Origin of the sequence: Azospira sp. (assembly GCF_030247495.1) — a bacterium.
Classification (GTDB): Bacteria; Pseudomonadota; Gammaproteobacteria; order Burkholderiales; family Rhodocyclaceae; genus Azospira; species Azospira oryzae.
In genome coordinates this window covers 123737-137322 of the sequence record NZ_JAOTRW010000009.1, presented here as the reverse complement: position 1 = coordinate 137322, position 13586 = coordinate 123737, and the positions used below count along the sequence as shown (strand labels likewise).

Below are 13586 nucleotides of genomic sequence, written 5' to 3'. Positions count from 1 at the left end.
CTCAGGACTCCTTCTCGGGATCAGGTTCGAAGTGGTGATACACCATGGCCAGGGACATGACGCCCGGCAGCTGCTGTATCGCCTCGTAGGTTTGGGTGGTTTCCCGGTCGCCGTCGCTCTCGATGGTGACGATCATGCGGCCCTCTTCGGAGACGGCGTGGACCTCCACGCCCGCCAAGGTCGCCAGACCCGCCTCGACGGCCGCGATCTGCTGCGGCCCGGCGTTGACCAGAATGCTGGAAATATTCACGGATGATTCCCCCAATCGGCAGGCACGGCTCGAAGGGCCGGCTCAAGGTTCGACCACTCTATGCCCCTACGGAAACCCAGGTTTATGATGTGAATCAAAAGCGAAAAAAAGCCCCCGCAGGATGTAGGTGATTTGAAAAGTCACCGGGCTTCGGTTAGCCTGATCGGGCTTTGCCTGGTGCGGTTTTCCGCCGCATCGGGGTTAATGAGAATGACCCACAACAAGGCCCGCCCCATGCCGGCAGGCCGGCGGTTCGAGTAACAGCCCCGATTCCCCAGAAGGCTTGTTTTCCCACCCACCCATGTCCCGGCCCCTGCCCATTCTCTCGACGCCCGCAGCCGCCCCCCCGGAGGCCGCTCCCCTGACCCGCTACAGCCCCATTCCTTGGGGCCTGGTGATCGTCCTTTCCCTGCTTTTCGTCGTGGTCTGGCTGCTGCCGCCCCTGGGCGGCCTCAAACAGAGCGACACCATCTTCCCCCTGACCCTGCACACGGTGATGGAGAGCTTCTCCTTCGTCGTCTCCGTGCTGGTCTTCGCCGTCTCCTGGCATGCCTACAGCCGGGAGCGGGCGGGCAACCTGATGATCCTGGCCTGCGGCTTCCTCGCCGTGGCCCTGCTGGATTTCGGCCATACCCTCTCCTACCGGGGCATGCCCGACTTCGTCACGCCCTCCTCGCCCCAGAAGGCCATCACCTTCTGGCTGGCGGCCCGCTACGTGGCGGCCCTGACCCTGCTCACCATCGCCCTGCGCCCCTGGCAGCCCCTGGCCCGCCCCCGGGACCGCTACCGGCTGATGCTGTGGGCCCTGCTGGTGACCGCCGCGGTGTTCGTCTCGGAGCTTTACCTGCCGGATTTCTGGCCCACCATGTTCGTGCCCGGGGTGGGCCTCACCGGTCTCAAGATCGCCGCCGAATACGGCCTCATCGCCATCCTCGGCGCCACTGCGGTGATCCTCTATCCGAAGACCCAGGGCAAGCCCGCCTTCGACGCCGCCAACCTGTTTACCGCGGTGCTCATCACCATCCTCTCGGAGCTGTGCTTCACCCTGTACTCCAACGTCAATGACGTGTTCCAGCTGCTCGGCCACACCTACAAGGTCATCGCCTATTTCTGGATCTACAAGGCAGTGTTCGTCTCCAGCGTGCGCGATCCCTACCTGCGCCTGAGCCTGGAGATGGCCGAGCGCCAGGCGGCGGAGGCGCGCATCCAGTTCCTCGCCTACCACGACCCCCTGACCGAACTGCCCAACCGCATCCTGGTGCGGGAACGTTTCGAGCGGGCGGTGGAGCGGGCCCGGGACCAGTCCTCCCGGGTGGGCCTGGTCTATATCGATCTGGACAATTTCAAGACGGTGAACGACTCCCTCGGCCACACCCTGGGCGACCTGCTGCTGCAGGCCATCGGCCAGCGCCTGCAGTCCCTGGTGCCGGCCGGCAGCACGGTCAGCCGCCAGGGTGGCGACGAGTTCCTCATCCTGCTGGAAGACCTGGAGCAGTCCCGGCTGGCGGAGAGCCTGGTGAGCCGCATCGTGGAGCAGATGCAGGCGCCCTTCGAAATCCAGGGCCACGACCTGTCCACCTCCGTTTCCATCGGCGTTTCCCTTTTCCCCGACGACGGCGGCGATTTCGACACCCTGCTGAAAAAGGCGGATACGGCCATGTACCGGGCCAAGGGCGCCGGCCGCAACGGCTACCGCTTTTTCGACCGGGAAATGGACAAGGACGTGGGCGAGCGCCTGCGCCTGAGTAACGACCTGCGCCTGGCCCTGGCGCGCAACGAGTTCGTGCTGCACTACCAGCCCCAGATCGATTTGCGCACCCAGGAAGTGATCGGTGCCGAGGCCCTGATCCGCTGGCAGCATCCGGAACTGGGCCTGCTGGCCCCGGGCCGCTTCATCGGCATCGCCGAGGACACGGGCCTGATCGTGCCCATCGGCGAATGGGTGATCCGCATGGCCTGCCATCAGGCCGCCGCCTGGCAGCGGGCCGGCCTGCCGCCCCTGGTGGTGGCGGTCAATCTTTCCGCCGTACAGTTCATGCGTGGCGACCTGGTGGGTACGGTGGCCAGCGCCCTGGCCACCTCCGCCCTGCCTTCCCGCTGTCTGGAACTGGAACTGACCGAATCGATCCTGATCCAGGATGCGGAGAACATCCTGGGCACGGTGCAGCGCCTCAACGCCATCGGTGTGCAGATGTCCATCGACGACTTCGGCACCGGCTATTCCAGCCTTTCCTACCTGAAGCGCTTCGCCGTGGACAAGCTGAAGGTGGACCAGTCCTTCGTGCGCGACCTCTGCAGCGATCCGGACGACGCCGCCATCGTGCGGGCCATCATCCAGCTGGCCCGCAGCCTGGGACTGAAGACCATCGCCGAAGGGGTGGAAACGGCGGAAATCCTCGCCCTGCTGCAGGAGCTGGGCTGCGACGAAGCCCAGGGCTACTACTTCGCCAAGCCCCTGCCGGCGGACAACTTCAGCGCCTTCCTCAGCCAGCGCCTGTCCTGACGGCCCGGCGCTGCCACAGCGCCGGCCGCCCCCATTTCCCCCAACGGAAAACTACTGCCGCACTTCCCGGATGTTGTCGGGCGGCAGGAACTCGCCGCTGCTGCGGAAGGGATTGATGTCCAGGCCGCCGCGCCGGGTGTAGCGGGCATACACGGCCAGGGACTGGGGCGCGCAGCGGGCGCTGATGTCGCAGAAGATGCGCTCCACGCACTGCTCATGGAACTCGTTGTGGCCGCGGAAGGACACGATGTAGCGCAGCAGGGCGGCGCGGTCGATGGCCGGGCCCCGGTAGCGCACCACCACCATGCCCCAGTCGGGTTGGCCGGTGACCAGGCAGTTGGACTTGAGCAGGTGGGAATAGAGGGTTTCCTCGACGCAGCGGCCGGCATCGGCCTGCAGCAGTTCCGGCGCCGGCTGGTAGCGGTCGCACTCGATGTCCAGCTCGTCCAGCAGGATGCCCGAGGGGTAATCCACCCGGGGCCGCGGCTGCCCTGCCAGAGGCTCCAGCTGCACCGTCACCTGGCCGCCGGCGGCGGCGGAAAGATCCCGGGCCAGGGTGGCGGCCACCGTTTCCGCGTCGGCGAAGGGGCTCTGGTTGAAGGAATTCAGGTACAGCTTGAAGGACTTGGATTCGATCAGGTGGGGCGTCTGCGCCGGGATGCGGAAGGTGCCCAGGGCCACCACCGGCTTGCCCCGGGGATTGAGCCAGGAAATCTCGTAGGCGTTCCACAGGTCCTCGCCGACGAAGGGCAGGCGGGCCGGGTCGATGCCGATCTCGTCCCGCTTCAGCTGGCGCGGGATGGGAAAGAGCAGTTCCGGGGCGTAATGGCAGCGGTACTCGCTGGCCTTGCCGAGAGGGGAGAGGGCGCTGGGATCGATGGTCATGGGGCGGATTTTACCCCCAGGCGGAGGCGGGACCAGCATCGGCCGTGAGCGCCGCCTAGAGCAGCACGTAGCCCTGGGGCTGCAGCAGGGGCGGCAGGTCGGTCTCGCCCAGGGCTTCGCCCAGGTCTCCTTCCAGCATGCGCACCATGGCATCCAGGGGCAGGTCGTTTTCCAGGGTGCCGAAGGGCTCTTCCAGTTCGTCCCCCAGCGCGTCCAGGCCGAAGAAGGTGTAGGCCAGCACCGCCGTCAGCAGGGGCGTGGCCCAGCCGACGGAACGGGCCAGGCCGAAGGGCAGCAGCAGGCAGAAGAGGTGGGCGGTGCGGTGCAGCAGCAGGGTGTAGGCGAAGGGCAGGGGGGTGAAGCGGATGCGCTCGCAGGCGGCCTGGATGCCGGAGAGGGCGTGCAGGCGCTGGGTCAGACCCTGGTAGACGATGTCGCCGAGGCCGTCCCGTTGCCGGGCCTGGACCAGGTCGTGGCCGCACTGGCGCAGCAGGGCATCGGCCGGATTGCGGCTCTGGGCAAGGCGCTCGGCCTCGCCGGGAGGCAGGAAGGGTGCGGCTTCCAGGACTGCGTCCCGGCCCCGCAGACGGGCGGCCAGGGCGTGGGCGAAGGCCAGGCTGCGGCGCACCAGGAGGCGCCGGGGTTCCGCCTCCAGCACCAGGCTATCCCGGGCCAGGGAGCGCAGTTCGACGATGAGGCCGCCCCACTGCTTGCGCGCTTCCCACCAGCGGTCGTAGCAGGCGCTGTTGCGAAAGCCGAGGAAGATGGAAAAGGCCAGGCCGAGCAGGGCGAAGGGGGCGGCGGAATAGTCGGGGAAGAGGTGGCCGAAGTGCTGGGCGCCCCAGGTGATGAGCACGGCGAAGCTGGTGGTGAAGACGATCTGGGGCAGCACGTGGGGCACCACCGAGCCGCGCCAGATGAAAAAGAGACGGAGCAGGCTGGGGCGTTCGCGGACGATCATGTCGAGGCAGTCGGTGGAGTGGTGGTCGGGTTGGCGCTGCCGGCGCTCGCCAGTACGACCAGGCCGGGCAGGGTGGCGCGGGCGTTGGCGCCGGTGGCGGCGATCAGCGCGGCGGTCGGCATGCCCCGCAGCTCGGCCAGGAGAGCGGCGAAGCGGGGCAGGTAGGCGGGCTTGTTGCGCCGGTCCGGGCTCTCCGCGGTGAGAAAGGCCGGGGGAATGTCGGGGGCGTCCGTTTCCAGGACCAGGGCTTCCAGGGGCAGGGTGGCGGCCAGTTCCCGGATGCGGGTGGAGCCGCTGAAGGTCATGGCGCCGCCGAAGCCCAGCTTGAAGCCGAGCTTGATGAATTCGTCGGCCTGCTGCCGGCTGCCGTTGAAGGCATGGGCGATGCCGCCCCGGGGCCGGTAGCGGCGCAGCTGCTTGAGAATGGGGTCCAGGGCCCGGCGCACGTGGAGGATCACCGGCAGGTCGAACTCCACGGCAAGCTTCAGCTGTTCGGCGAAGAAGTGCTGCTGCCGCGCCAGGGCCTCGCCCTGCTGCAGTTCGGGCACGTACAGGTCGAGGCCGATCTCGCCCACCGCCAGCGGCGCCAGGGGGCCATCCCGCTCCTCGGCCAGCCAGCGGCGCAGGGTGGTGAGGTCTTCCTCCCGGGCCGCCGGCGTGTACAGGGGATGGATGCCGTAGGCGGGCGCGCAGCCCGGATAGGCGAGGCAGCAGGCGCGCACCTCGGCGAAAGTGGCGGCAGCCACTGCCGGCACCACCATGGCCTGGACGCCAACCGCGACGCCATCCTTGAAGATGGCATCCCGGTCAGTGGCGAATTCCGCCGCGTCCAGGTGGCAGTGGGTGTCGATCAGCATGGAATCTGGCTGTCCGGGCAGGCCGGGCGGAGAGGCCCGCCCTGCCTCACTTCTGGCCGAAGGCCGGTTTGCGCTTTTCCAGGAAGGCGCCCAGACCTTCGGCGAAGTCGGGATGGACGGAGCAGGCGGCGAAGTTGCCCTGTTCGGCGAACAGCTGCTCCGGCAGGGAATTGCCGCTGGAAGCCTGCAGCAGGGCCTTGGTGCGGGCCAGGGCCTGGCGCGGACCGGCGGCCAGGCGGCGGGCCAGCTTGGCGCTCTCGGCCTCCAGCTCGGCGGCGGGCACCACCCGGTTGATGAGGCCCCACTCCCTGGCCTGGGCGGCATCGAAACGGTCCCCCAGCAGGGCGATCTCGGCGGCCCGCTTGGCCCCCACGGCCCGGGGCAGGAACCAGGTGGCGCCGCCGTCGGGGGAAAGGCCGATGTGGCAGTAGGCCAGGGTGAAATAGGCGTTGTCGGCGGCCACCGCCAGGTCGCAGGCCAGCATCAGGGACAGGCCGAAGCCGGCGGCGGCACCGCTGACCGAGGCCACTACGGGTTTGCCCATGCGGCGCACCTGCAGGGTGGTGGCGTGCACGGCGGCGATGGTCTGTTCGAAGAGGGCCTGGCGTTCCGCCGGCGGCAGGGCCAGCTGGCTGTGGAACCACTTGAGGTCGCCACCGGCCATGAAGTGCTCGCCGCCGCGCAGGACCACGGCGCCGACGGCCTCGTCGTGCTCGGCCCGGGCGGTGGCGGCGCGCAGGTCCTCGATCATGGCCAGGTTGAGGGCGTTGAGGGCCTCGGGGCGGTTCAGGGTCAGGGTCAGGACCCCGTCCTCCAGGTGGGAAAGCACGGTGCTCATGGGTTGTCTCCTTTGGGTGGTGGTTTTTATGGGTTTATTGTTTTGTCGTTCCGAGGAACGGGAAATCCGGTTCCGGCCGGCGGCCGGAAATGAGGTCCGCCAGGGCCGCGGCGGAGCCGCAGGACAGGGTCCAGCCCAGGGTGCCGTGGCCGGTGTTGAGCCACAGGTTGGACAGGCGGGTGCGACCGATGAGGGGCACGTTGGAGGGCGTCACCGGGCGCAGGCCGCACCAGTAGAGCGGGTCGCCGTCGGGGCGCAGCTGGGGGAACAGTTCCAGGGCGCGCCGCAGCAGGGCCTCGCAGCGCACCGGGGTGAGGTCCAGGTTGTGGCCGTTGAACTCCGCCGTGCCGGCCACCCGCAGGCGGTTGCCGAGGCGGGACATGACGATCTTGCGTTCGTCGTCGGTGATGCTGACGCTGGGGGCGACGCTGTCCGGGGAGAGGGCGATGGTGGCGGAATAGCCCTTGCCCGGATAGACGCAGGCCTTGACCCCGGCGGGCTTGAGCAGGGCCGGGGAATAGCTGCCCAGGGCCACCACGTAGGCGTCGGCCAGGAGCAGGTCGCCGCCGGCGACGACGCCGGCCACCCGGCCGCCGGCGCTGGCAATCTTCTCCACCGGGCAGTTGTAGCGGAACTGCACGCCCCGGGCGGCGGCGGCCTCGGCCAGGCGCTGGGTGAAGCGGTGGGCGTCGCCGGATTCGTCGCTGGGGGTGTAGTCGCCACCAGCCAGGCGCCCTTGCACCGCGGCCAGGGCCGGCTCGATGGCGACGCAGCGGGCGGCGTCCACCGGCTCCCGGTCCACCCCGAATTCCCGCATCAGGGCGGCGGCGTGGCAGGCGGCCTCGAACTCGGCGGCCTGGGTGAAGATGTGCAGGATGCCCTGGCAGCGCTGGTCGTAGTCCAGGGGCAGGGCCTGGCGCAGGGCCTGCAGCCGCTGCCGGCTGTAGAGGGCGAGGGCGATGATGTCGCGGATGTTGCGGCGGGTGGCCCCGGGCGGGCAGTTGGCGAGGAAGCGCAGGCTCCAGGCGAAGAGGGCCGGGTCGTAGCGCAGGCGGAAGAGCAGGGGGGCGTCTTCCTTGCCCAGCCATTCCAGGGCCTTGAAGGGGGCCCGGGGATTGGCCCAGGGCTCGGCGTGGCAGACGGAAATCTGGCCGCCGTTGGCGAAGCTGGTTTCCAGGGCGGCGCCGGGCTGGCGGTCCACCACCGTGACTTCGTGGCCGGCCTCGGCCAGGAACCAGGCACTGGTGACGCCGACGACGCCGGCGCCGAGGACGAGAACACGCACCCGGCCTATTCCTCCTGGCGTTCCCGGGTGATGCGCACCACTTCGGGAATCAGGCGCACGGCCCGCAGGACCCGGGCCAGGTGGGCCCGGTTGGCCACCTGCACGGTGAAGTTGAGGGTGGTGTAGAAGCCCGGATCGGGGGCCATGGAGACCTTCTCGATGTTGGAGCCGGACTCGGCGATCTCGGTGGCCACCTTGGCCAGCACGCCGCGGGCGTTGCGGGCGGCGACGTGGATGTCCACGTCGAACAGCTTGCCCGGTTCCGGTTCCCACTCCACGTCGATCCAGCGCTGGGGTTCGGCACTGCGGGACTTGCGGATGACGGCGCAGTCATGGGTATGCACCACCAGGCCCTGGCCCTTCTTGATGGAGCCGATGATGGGGTCGCCCGGGATCGGGCGGCAGCAATGGGCCAGCTGGATGGCCATGCCCTCGGTGCCGCGGATCACCACCGAGGTGTGGGGTGCCGGTTCCGCGTTGGGCAGGGCCGCCTCGTGGGCCAGCAGGCGGCGCGCCACCACGGCGGCCAGGCGCCTGCCCAGGCCGATGTCGGTGTACACCTCCTTGACGGACTTGCTGCCCCCTTCCTTGAGCACCGCTTCCCAGCTGGCGTCCGGCAGTTCCGAGGGGGTGATGCCGAGGCCGAACAGTTCCTGGTTGAGCAGGCGCTCGCCCAGGGCGGCGGATTCCTCGTGCTGGCGGGTCTTCAGGAAGTGGCGGATCTTGCTGCGGGCGCGGCCGGTCTTCACATACGAGAGCCAGGCCGGATTGGGATTGGCATGGGCGGCGGTGACGATTTCCACCTGGTCGCCGCTGTTGAGCTCGCTGCGCAGTGGCATCAGCTCGTAGTTGATCTTGGCGGCGACGCAGCGGTTGCCCACGTCCGTGTGCACCGCGTAGGCGAAGTCCACTGGGGTGGCGCCCTTGGGCAGGGAGAAAATTTTGCCCTTGGGCGAGAAGACATAGACCTCGTCGGGGAAGAGGTCGATCTTGACGTGCTCGAAGAACTCAGCCGAGTCGCCGGCGGTGCTCTGCAGCTCCAGCAGGGACTGCAGCCAGCGGTGGGTCTGGTACTGCAGCTCGGCGGCGCTCTTCTCCGTGTCCTTGTACAGCCAGTGGGAGGCCACGCCCTCCTGGGCCATGTGGTGCATTTCCTCGGTGCGCAGCTGCACTTCCACCGGCATGCCGTAGGGGCCGATCAGAGTGGTGTGCAGGGACTGGTAGCCGTTGGCCTTGGGGATGGCGATGTAGTCCTTGAACTTGCCCGGCAGGGGCTTGTACAGGGCGTGCAGGGCGCCCAGGCCCAGGTAGCAGCTGGGCACGTCCTTGACCACCACGCGGAAGCCGTAGATGTCCAGCACCTGGGAGAAGGAGAGGCGCTTTTCCACCATCTTGCGGTAGATGGAATAGAGGCTCTTCTCCCGGCCGAAGACCTGGGCCTCGATGCCCGAGTCCCGCATCTTGCTCTGGACCCCGTCGAGAATCTTCGACAGCACCTCGCGCCGGTTGCCCCGGGCCGCCATGACGGCCTTCAGCAGCACCTGGTAGCGCATCGGGTGGGTGTGCTTGAAGGAGAGGTCCTGCAGCTCCCGGTAGACCGTGTTCAGCCCCAGCCGGTTGGCGATGGGGGCGTATATCTCCAGGGTCTCCAGGGCGATGCGGCGGCGCTTGTCCGGACGCATGCAGCCCAGGGTCTGCATGTTGTGCAGACGGTCGGTGAGCTTGATGAGGATGACCCGCAGGTCCTTGGCCATGGCCAGGAGCATCTTGCGGAAGTTTTCCGCCTGGGCCTCCTGGTAGGAGGAGAACTCGATCTTGTCGAGCTTGGAGAGGCCGTCCACCAGGTCGGCCACGCCCTTGCCGAAGCGTTCGGTCAGCTCCTCCTTGGAGATGCCCGTGTCCTCCATGGTGTCGTGCAGGAGGGCGGCGATGATGGCGGTAGAATCCAGCCGCCATTCGGCAATGGCCCCGGCCACGGCCAGGGGGTGGGTGATGTAGGGTTCGCCGGAAAGGCGCTTCTGGCCCCGGTGAGCGGCTTCGCCGAAGGCAAAGGCCTCCTTGATCTTGGCGATCTCTTCCGGTTTCAGGTAGTCGAGGCTGTCCAGGAAGACCCGGTAGGCCGGGTCGTCGTTGAACGGGTAGGGGGTCGGCGGCGCCGCCGGGTCAGGTGCCGGCGCGAAGGGCGCGGCGGAAGATGCAGACGGTTTGGCCGGGGCGGGGTCGGTTGCAGTATCCATACCGGTTCACCTTACCCGCCCGGGCCCGGGGTCAGGCCTGACCGCGGTTGAGGATTTCCAGGCCGATCTGGCCGGCAGCCAGTTCGCGCAGGGCGATGACGGTGGGCTTGTCCTTGCTCGGTTCCTGCATGGGGGTGGAACCATTGGCGATCTGGCGGGCCCGGTAGGTGGCGGCCAGGGTCATCTGGAAGCGGTTGGGGATTTGTTTCAGGCAGTCTTCAACGGTAATGCGGGCCATGGTCCATCCAATCAAAAAGCGGAAAATTTAGAGCAGCGAGGCGAACAGCGAAGCGTGGCGTTCCTGCTGCACGGGAAGCTTCAAGCGCGTTGCGCGCACCACGGCCAGCAGGTCGCTGAGGGCCGTCTGCAGGTCGTTGTTAATAATAACATAGTCGAATTCGCCCACATGCCGCATCTCGTCGCGGGCGGCGGCCAGACGGCGGGCGATGACGTCCTCGCTGTCGGTGCCGCGGCCGGCCAGGCGGCGGGCCAGTTCTTCCATGGAGGGCGGCAGGATGAAGACGCCGATGGCGTCGCCGAACACCTTGCGCACCTGCTGGGCGCCCTGCCAGTCGATCTCCAGCAGCACGTCGCGGCCGGAGGTCAGCTGCTGTTCGATCCAGGTGCGCGAGGTGCCGTAGTAGTTGCCGTGCACCTCGGCCCATTCGAGGAATTCGCCCCGGTCCACCCGGGCCAGGAAATCGGCCACGTCGGTGAAGTGGTAGGCCTGGCCGTTCTCCTCCCCGGTGCGGGGCGCCCGGGTGGTGTGGGAGACGGAGAGGCCGATGGCCGGGTCGTTCTGCAGCAGCAGGCGGACCAGGGTGGTCTTGCCGGCGCCGGAGGGGGCGGTGACGATGTAGAGATGGCCGCTCATGCTGGCGTCCCTTTCCTTATTCGATGTTCTGGATCTGTTCGCGCATCTGCTCGATGAGCAGCTTCAGGTCCATGGAGGCCTTGGAGACTTCGCTGAGGACCGACTTGGAGCCCAGGGTGTTGGCCTCCCGGTTCAGTTCCTGCATGAGGAAGTCGAGGCGCTTGCCGGCGTTGCCGCCGGCCTTGAGGATGCGCTCCACCTCGGTGAGATGGGCCTGCAGGCGGGACAGTTCCTCGTCCACGTCGATACGGGTGGCGTACAGCACCACTTCCTGGCGTACCCGTTCGTCGTCGGCGCTGCCCAGGGCCTCCACCAGACGCTGCTTGAGCTTGTCCTGGTAGGCGGCCTGGGCCTGGGGAATGAGGGGGGCAACGGCGGCCACGGTGGCGCGGATCTTGTCCACCCGCTCCTGGATCATGGCGGCCAGCTTGGCGCCTTCCCGGGCCCGGCTGGCGGTGAAGTCCTCCAGGGCTTCCTTCAGGGTGGCCTGGACGGCGGCGTGCAGGGCGGCCGTATCCACCTCCGGCTCGCCCAGCATGCCGGGCCAGCGCAGCACTTCGGCCACCGACAGGGCGGCGGCGTTGGGCAGGGTCTGGCGGACTTGGCCTTCCAGGGCCTGCAACTGGGTCAGCAGGTCGGCGTTGATGGCCAGTTGGCGGTTCTGGCTCTGGCTGGCGACCAGGTTGAGGCGCAGTTCCACCTTGCCCCGGGCCAGCTTGGCGGTGATGGCTTCGCGCAGGGCCGGCTCCAGCACCCGCAGGTCGTCCACGATGCGGAAATGGATGTCGAGGAAGCGGGAATTGACGCTGCGCAGTTCCAGGTGCAGGGAGCCGCCTGCCACTTCCCGGGTTTTGGCGGCATAGCCGGTCATACTGTAGATCATGGAATTCCTTGCTGTGTGGGGTGTGCCGGCCCGGACGGCGGGCCTGGGAGGGGCTTCTTGAGGCTTCTTTACAGTCCGTTGGCAAAGCCTGACAATGCGCGCAGTGCGCCTGAGGCGCTATCTTAGCTTCGGACTTCATGGCGTCACAAGCCAATCACCCCCTCCCTGCCGGATTCCAACTGGAAGACTACCGCATCGAAAAGCAGATTTCGGTCGGCGGTTTTTCCATTGTTTACCTGGCCCACGATGCCAGCGGCAAGGCGGTGGCCATCAAGGAATACCTGCCGGCCAGCCTGGCCCTGCGCTCCGAGGGGCAGACCAAGCCGGTCATTTCCCAGGAGCATCTTTCTGCCTTCCGCTACGGCATGAAATGCTTTTTCGAGGAAGGCCGGGCCCTGGCCAAGCTGAACCATCCCAACGTGATCCAGGTGCTGAATTTTTTCCGCGCCAACGACACGGTTTATATGGTCATGGAATACGAGCGGGGCCGCACCCTGCAGGAATTCATCCAGAAGCACCACGGCCACATCCATGAGAAATTCATCCGCGGCGTGTTCACCCGCATGCTCAACGGCCTGCGCGAAGTGCACACCCACAAGCTGCTGCACCTGGACCTGAAACCGTCCAACATCTACCTGCGGGCGGACAACACGCCGGTGCTGATCGACTTCGGCGCCGCCCGCCAGACCCTGCATTCCGACACCCCCATGCTGAAGCCCATGTACACCCCGGGCTTCGCCTCCCCCGAGCACTACTTCAAGCGGGACGAACTGGGGCCCTGGAGCGACATCTATTCGGTGGGCGCCTCCATGTACTCCTGTCTGGCCGGGGCGGCGCCCCAGGCGGCCGATGCGCGCATGGAGAAGGACCAGCTGCAGCCGGCCTCGGTGCGCTGGGAGGGCCAGTATTCGGACCAGCTGCTGGAGACCATCGACTGGTGCCTGTGCCTCAACCACCTGTACCGCCCCCAGAGCGTCTTCGCCCTGCAGAAGGCCCTCACCGAGGCGGTGGACATGCCGGCCCAGGGAGCCAGCAAGGCGGCGGAAAAGGAAGGATGGCTGGGCCATCTGGTGGGCAAGATCAAGGGAATGACTGCTAAATGAAATTCACCATCTACCAGGAAAGCCGCATCGGCAAGCGGCAGAACAACGAGGACCGGATCGCCTACTGCTACTCGCGGGAGGCGGTGCTGATGGTGGTGGCCGACGGCATGGGCGGCCATTACCACGGCGAGGTGGCCTCCCAGATCGCGGTGCAGACCCTGACCTCGGCCTTCCAGCGGGATGCCCAGCCGGAGATCGCCGATCCCTTCCTCTTCCTGCAGAAGGGCATGACCAATGCCCACCACGCCATCCTGGACTATTCCCAGGAGCACCGGCTGAAGGATTCGCCGCGCACCACCTGCGTCGCCTGCCTGATCCAGGACAACATCGCCTACTGGGCCCACGTCGGCGATTCCCGCCTCTACCACATGCGCGACGGCAAGGTGCTGGCGGTGACTCGGGACCATTCCCGGGTGCGCCTGCTGATGGACGAGGGCCTCATCAGCGAGGCCCAGGCCGCCACCCACCCGGACCGCAACAAGGTGTACAGCTGCCTGGGGGGCGAAAACCCGCCGGAAATCGAGTTCTCCCGCAAGACCCCCCTGGAAGTGGGGGATGTCCTGGTGCTGTGCACCGACGGCCTGTGGGGGCCGCTGCCGGCCGATGTCATGGCCGCCTCCCTGAAGGGGGCCAACCTGATGCAGGCCGTGCCCATGCTGCTCAACCAGGCGGAAATCCGCTCCGGCCCCTACGGCGACAATCTTTCCGTGGTGGCGGTGCGCTGGGAGCAGAGCTACAGCGAGGAGGCCTCCAGCACGGTGATGACCCAGACCATGCCCCTGGACGCGGTGACCACCAAGCTCGGCGAATTTGGTCGGGACCCGGCCTACAAGACCGATCTTTCTGACGACGAGATCGAAAAGGCCATCGACGAAATCCGCGCCGCCATCCAGAAATTCTCCAAATAAGG

At 67.4% G+C, this 13586-nt stretch carries 12 protein-coding genes and 1 pseudogene; 3 read left to right on the top strand and 10 right to left on the bottom strand.

The features are described from left to right. Nucleotide 1: 1 nt before the first annotated feature. Entirely contained in the window at nucleotides 2-250 is a 249-nt protein-coding gene (locus tag OEL49_RS14330) for a chaperone NapD (RefSeq protein WP_014235622.1), read from the bottom strand. 301 nt (nucleotides 251-551) lie between these two features. Between OEL49_RS14330 and OEL49_RS14325 the strand changes: the two genes are divergently transcribed. Beyond that, nucleotides 552-2753, top strand: coding sequence for a putative bifunctional diguanylate cyclase/phosphodiesterase (locus OEL49_RS14325; protein WP_287875301.1), 2202 nt, complete (start codon nucleotides 552-554; stop codon nucleotides 2751-2753). A 51-nt stretch (nucleotides 2754-2804) separates the two neighbouring features. Here the strand turns inward: OEL49_RS14325 and queF are convergent, their stop codons facing one another. From queF to OEL49_RS14280, 9 genes and pseudogenes are all read right to left on the bottom strand, one after another. Next, nucleotides 2805-3638, bottom strand: coding sequence for an NADPH-dependent 7-cyano-7-deazaguanine reductase QueF (gene queF, locus OEL49_RS14320; protein ID WP_287875299.1), 834 nt, complete (start codon nucleotides 3636-3638; stop codon nucleotides 2805-2807). A gap of 55 nt (nucleotides 3639-3693) precedes the next feature. Beyond that, nucleotides 3694-4599 carry a bestrophin family protein gene (locus OEL49_RS14315; protein ID WP_014235619.1) on the bottom strand — a complete coding sequence of 302 codons (906 nt, stop codon included), beginning with the start codon at nucleotides 4597-4599 and terminating at the stop codon, nucleotides 3694-3696. Beyond that, nucleotides 4596-5456: a TatD family hydrolase gene (locus OEL49_RS14310; protein WP_014235618.1), complete on the bottom strand. Its 861-nt coding sequence runs from the start codon at nucleotides 5454-5456 to the stop codon at nucleotides 4596-4598. The genes OEL49_RS14315 and OEL49_RS14310 overlap by 4 nt, the downstream gene beginning before the upstream one ends. Nucleotides 5457-5502: 46 nt before the next feature. Then, nucleotides 5503-6294 carry an enoyl-CoA hydratase gene (locus tag OEL49_RS14305; protein WP_014235617.1) on the bottom strand — a complete coding sequence of 264 codons (792 nt, stop codon included), beginning with the start codon at nucleotides 6292-6294 and terminating at the stop codon, nucleotides 5503-5505. A 34-nt stretch (nucleotides 6295-6328) separates the two neighbouring features. Continuing rightward, nucleotides 6329-7579, bottom strand: a complete 1251-nt coding sequence (locus OEL49_RS14300; protein WP_014235616.1) for a D-amino acid dehydrogenase — start codon at nucleotides 7577-7579, stop codon at nucleotides 6329-6331. Nucleotides 7580-7584: 5 nt separating this feature from the next. Next, complete coding sequence (locus tag OEL49_RS14295) at nucleotides 7585-9816, bottom strand: RelA/SpoT family protein (protein ID WP_014235615.1); 2232 nt, start codon at nucleotides 9814-9816, stop codon at nucleotides 7585-7587. Nucleotides 9817-9880: 64 nt separating this feature from the next. Further along, nucleotides 9881-10054, bottom strand: a pseudogene (gene rpoZ, locus OEL49_RS14290) (DNA-directed RNA polymerase subunit omega); the annotation flags it as partial. 27 nt (nucleotides 10055-10081) lie between these two features. Further along, nucleotides 10082-10690, bottom strand: coding sequence for a guanylate kinase (gene gmk, locus OEL49_RS14285; RefSeq protein WP_014235613.1), 609 nt, complete (start codon nucleotides 10688-10690; stop codon nucleotides 10082-10084). 16 nt (nucleotides 10691-10706) lie between these two features. Next, nucleotides 10707-11573: a YicC/YloC family endoribonuclease gene (locus tag OEL49_RS14280; protein ID WP_152090385.1), complete on the bottom strand. Its 867-nt coding sequence runs from the start codon at nucleotides 11571-11573 to the stop codon at nucleotides 10707-10709. A gap of 137 nt (nucleotides 11574-11710) precedes the next feature. Between OEL49_RS14280 and OEL49_RS14275 the strand changes: the two genes are divergently transcribed. Both OEL49_RS14275 and OEL49_RS14270 read left to right on the top strand, forming a co-directional pair. Continuing rightward, complete coding sequence (locus OEL49_RS14275) at nucleotides 11711-12676, top strand: serine/threonine protein kinase (protein ID WP_014235611.1); 966 nt, start codon at nucleotides 11711-11713, stop codon at nucleotides 12674-12676. Next, nucleotides 12673-13584: a PP2C family protein-serine/threonine phosphatase gene (locus tag OEL49_RS14270; protein WP_014235610.1), complete on the top strand. Its 912-nt coding sequence runs from the start codon at nucleotides 12673-12675 to the stop codon at nucleotides 13582-13584. Before OEL49_RS14275 ends, OEL49_RS14270 begins: the two co-directional genes overlap by 4 nt. The last annotated feature ends 2 nt before the right edge of the window (nucleotides 13585-13586 follow it).

Excerpts from the sequence above, each read along its gene's own strand:
- OEL49_RS14325 (WP_287875301.1), top strand. The coding sequence starts at position 552 with ATGTCCCGGCCCCTGCCCATTCTCTCGACGCCCGCAGCCGCCCCCCCG.
- queF (WP_287875299.1), bottom strand. The coding sequence starts at position 3,638 with ATGACCATCGATCCCAGCGCCCTCTCCCCTCTCGGCAAGGCCAGCGAG.
- OEL49_RS14270 (WP_014235610.1), top strand. The coding sequence starts at position 12,673 with ATGAAATTCACCATCTACCAGGAAAGCCGCATCGGCAAGCGGCAGAAC.
- OEL49_RS14315 (WP_014235619.1), bottom strand. The coding sequence starts at position 4,599 with ATGATCGTCCGCGAACGCCCCAGCCTGCTCCGTCTCTTTTTCATCTGG.
- OEL49_RS14305 (WP_014235617.1), bottom strand. The coding sequence starts at position 6,294 with ATGAGCACCGTGCTTTCCCACCTGGAGGACGGGGTCCTGACCCTGACC.
- OEL49_RS14310 (WP_014235618.1), bottom strand. The coding sequence starts at position 5,456 with ATGCTGATCGACACCCACTGCCACCTGGACGCGGCGGAATTCGCCACT.
- OEL49_RS14280 (WP_152090385.1), bottom strand. The coding sequence starts at position 11,573 with ATGATCTACAGTATGACCGGCTATGCCGCCAAAACCCGGGAAGTGGCA.
- OEL49_RS14275 (WP_014235611.1), top strand. The coding sequence starts at position 11,711 with ATGGCGTCACAAGCCAATCACCCCCTCCCTGCCGGATTCCAACTGGAA.
- gmk (WP_014235613.1), bottom strand. The coding sequence starts at position 10,690 with ATGAGCGGCCATCTCTACATCGTCACCGCCCCCTCCGGCGCCGGCAAG.
- OEL49_RS14295 (WP_014235615.1), bottom strand. The coding sequence starts at position 9,816 with ATGGATACTGCAACCGACCCCGCCCCGGCCAAACCGTCTGCATCTTCC.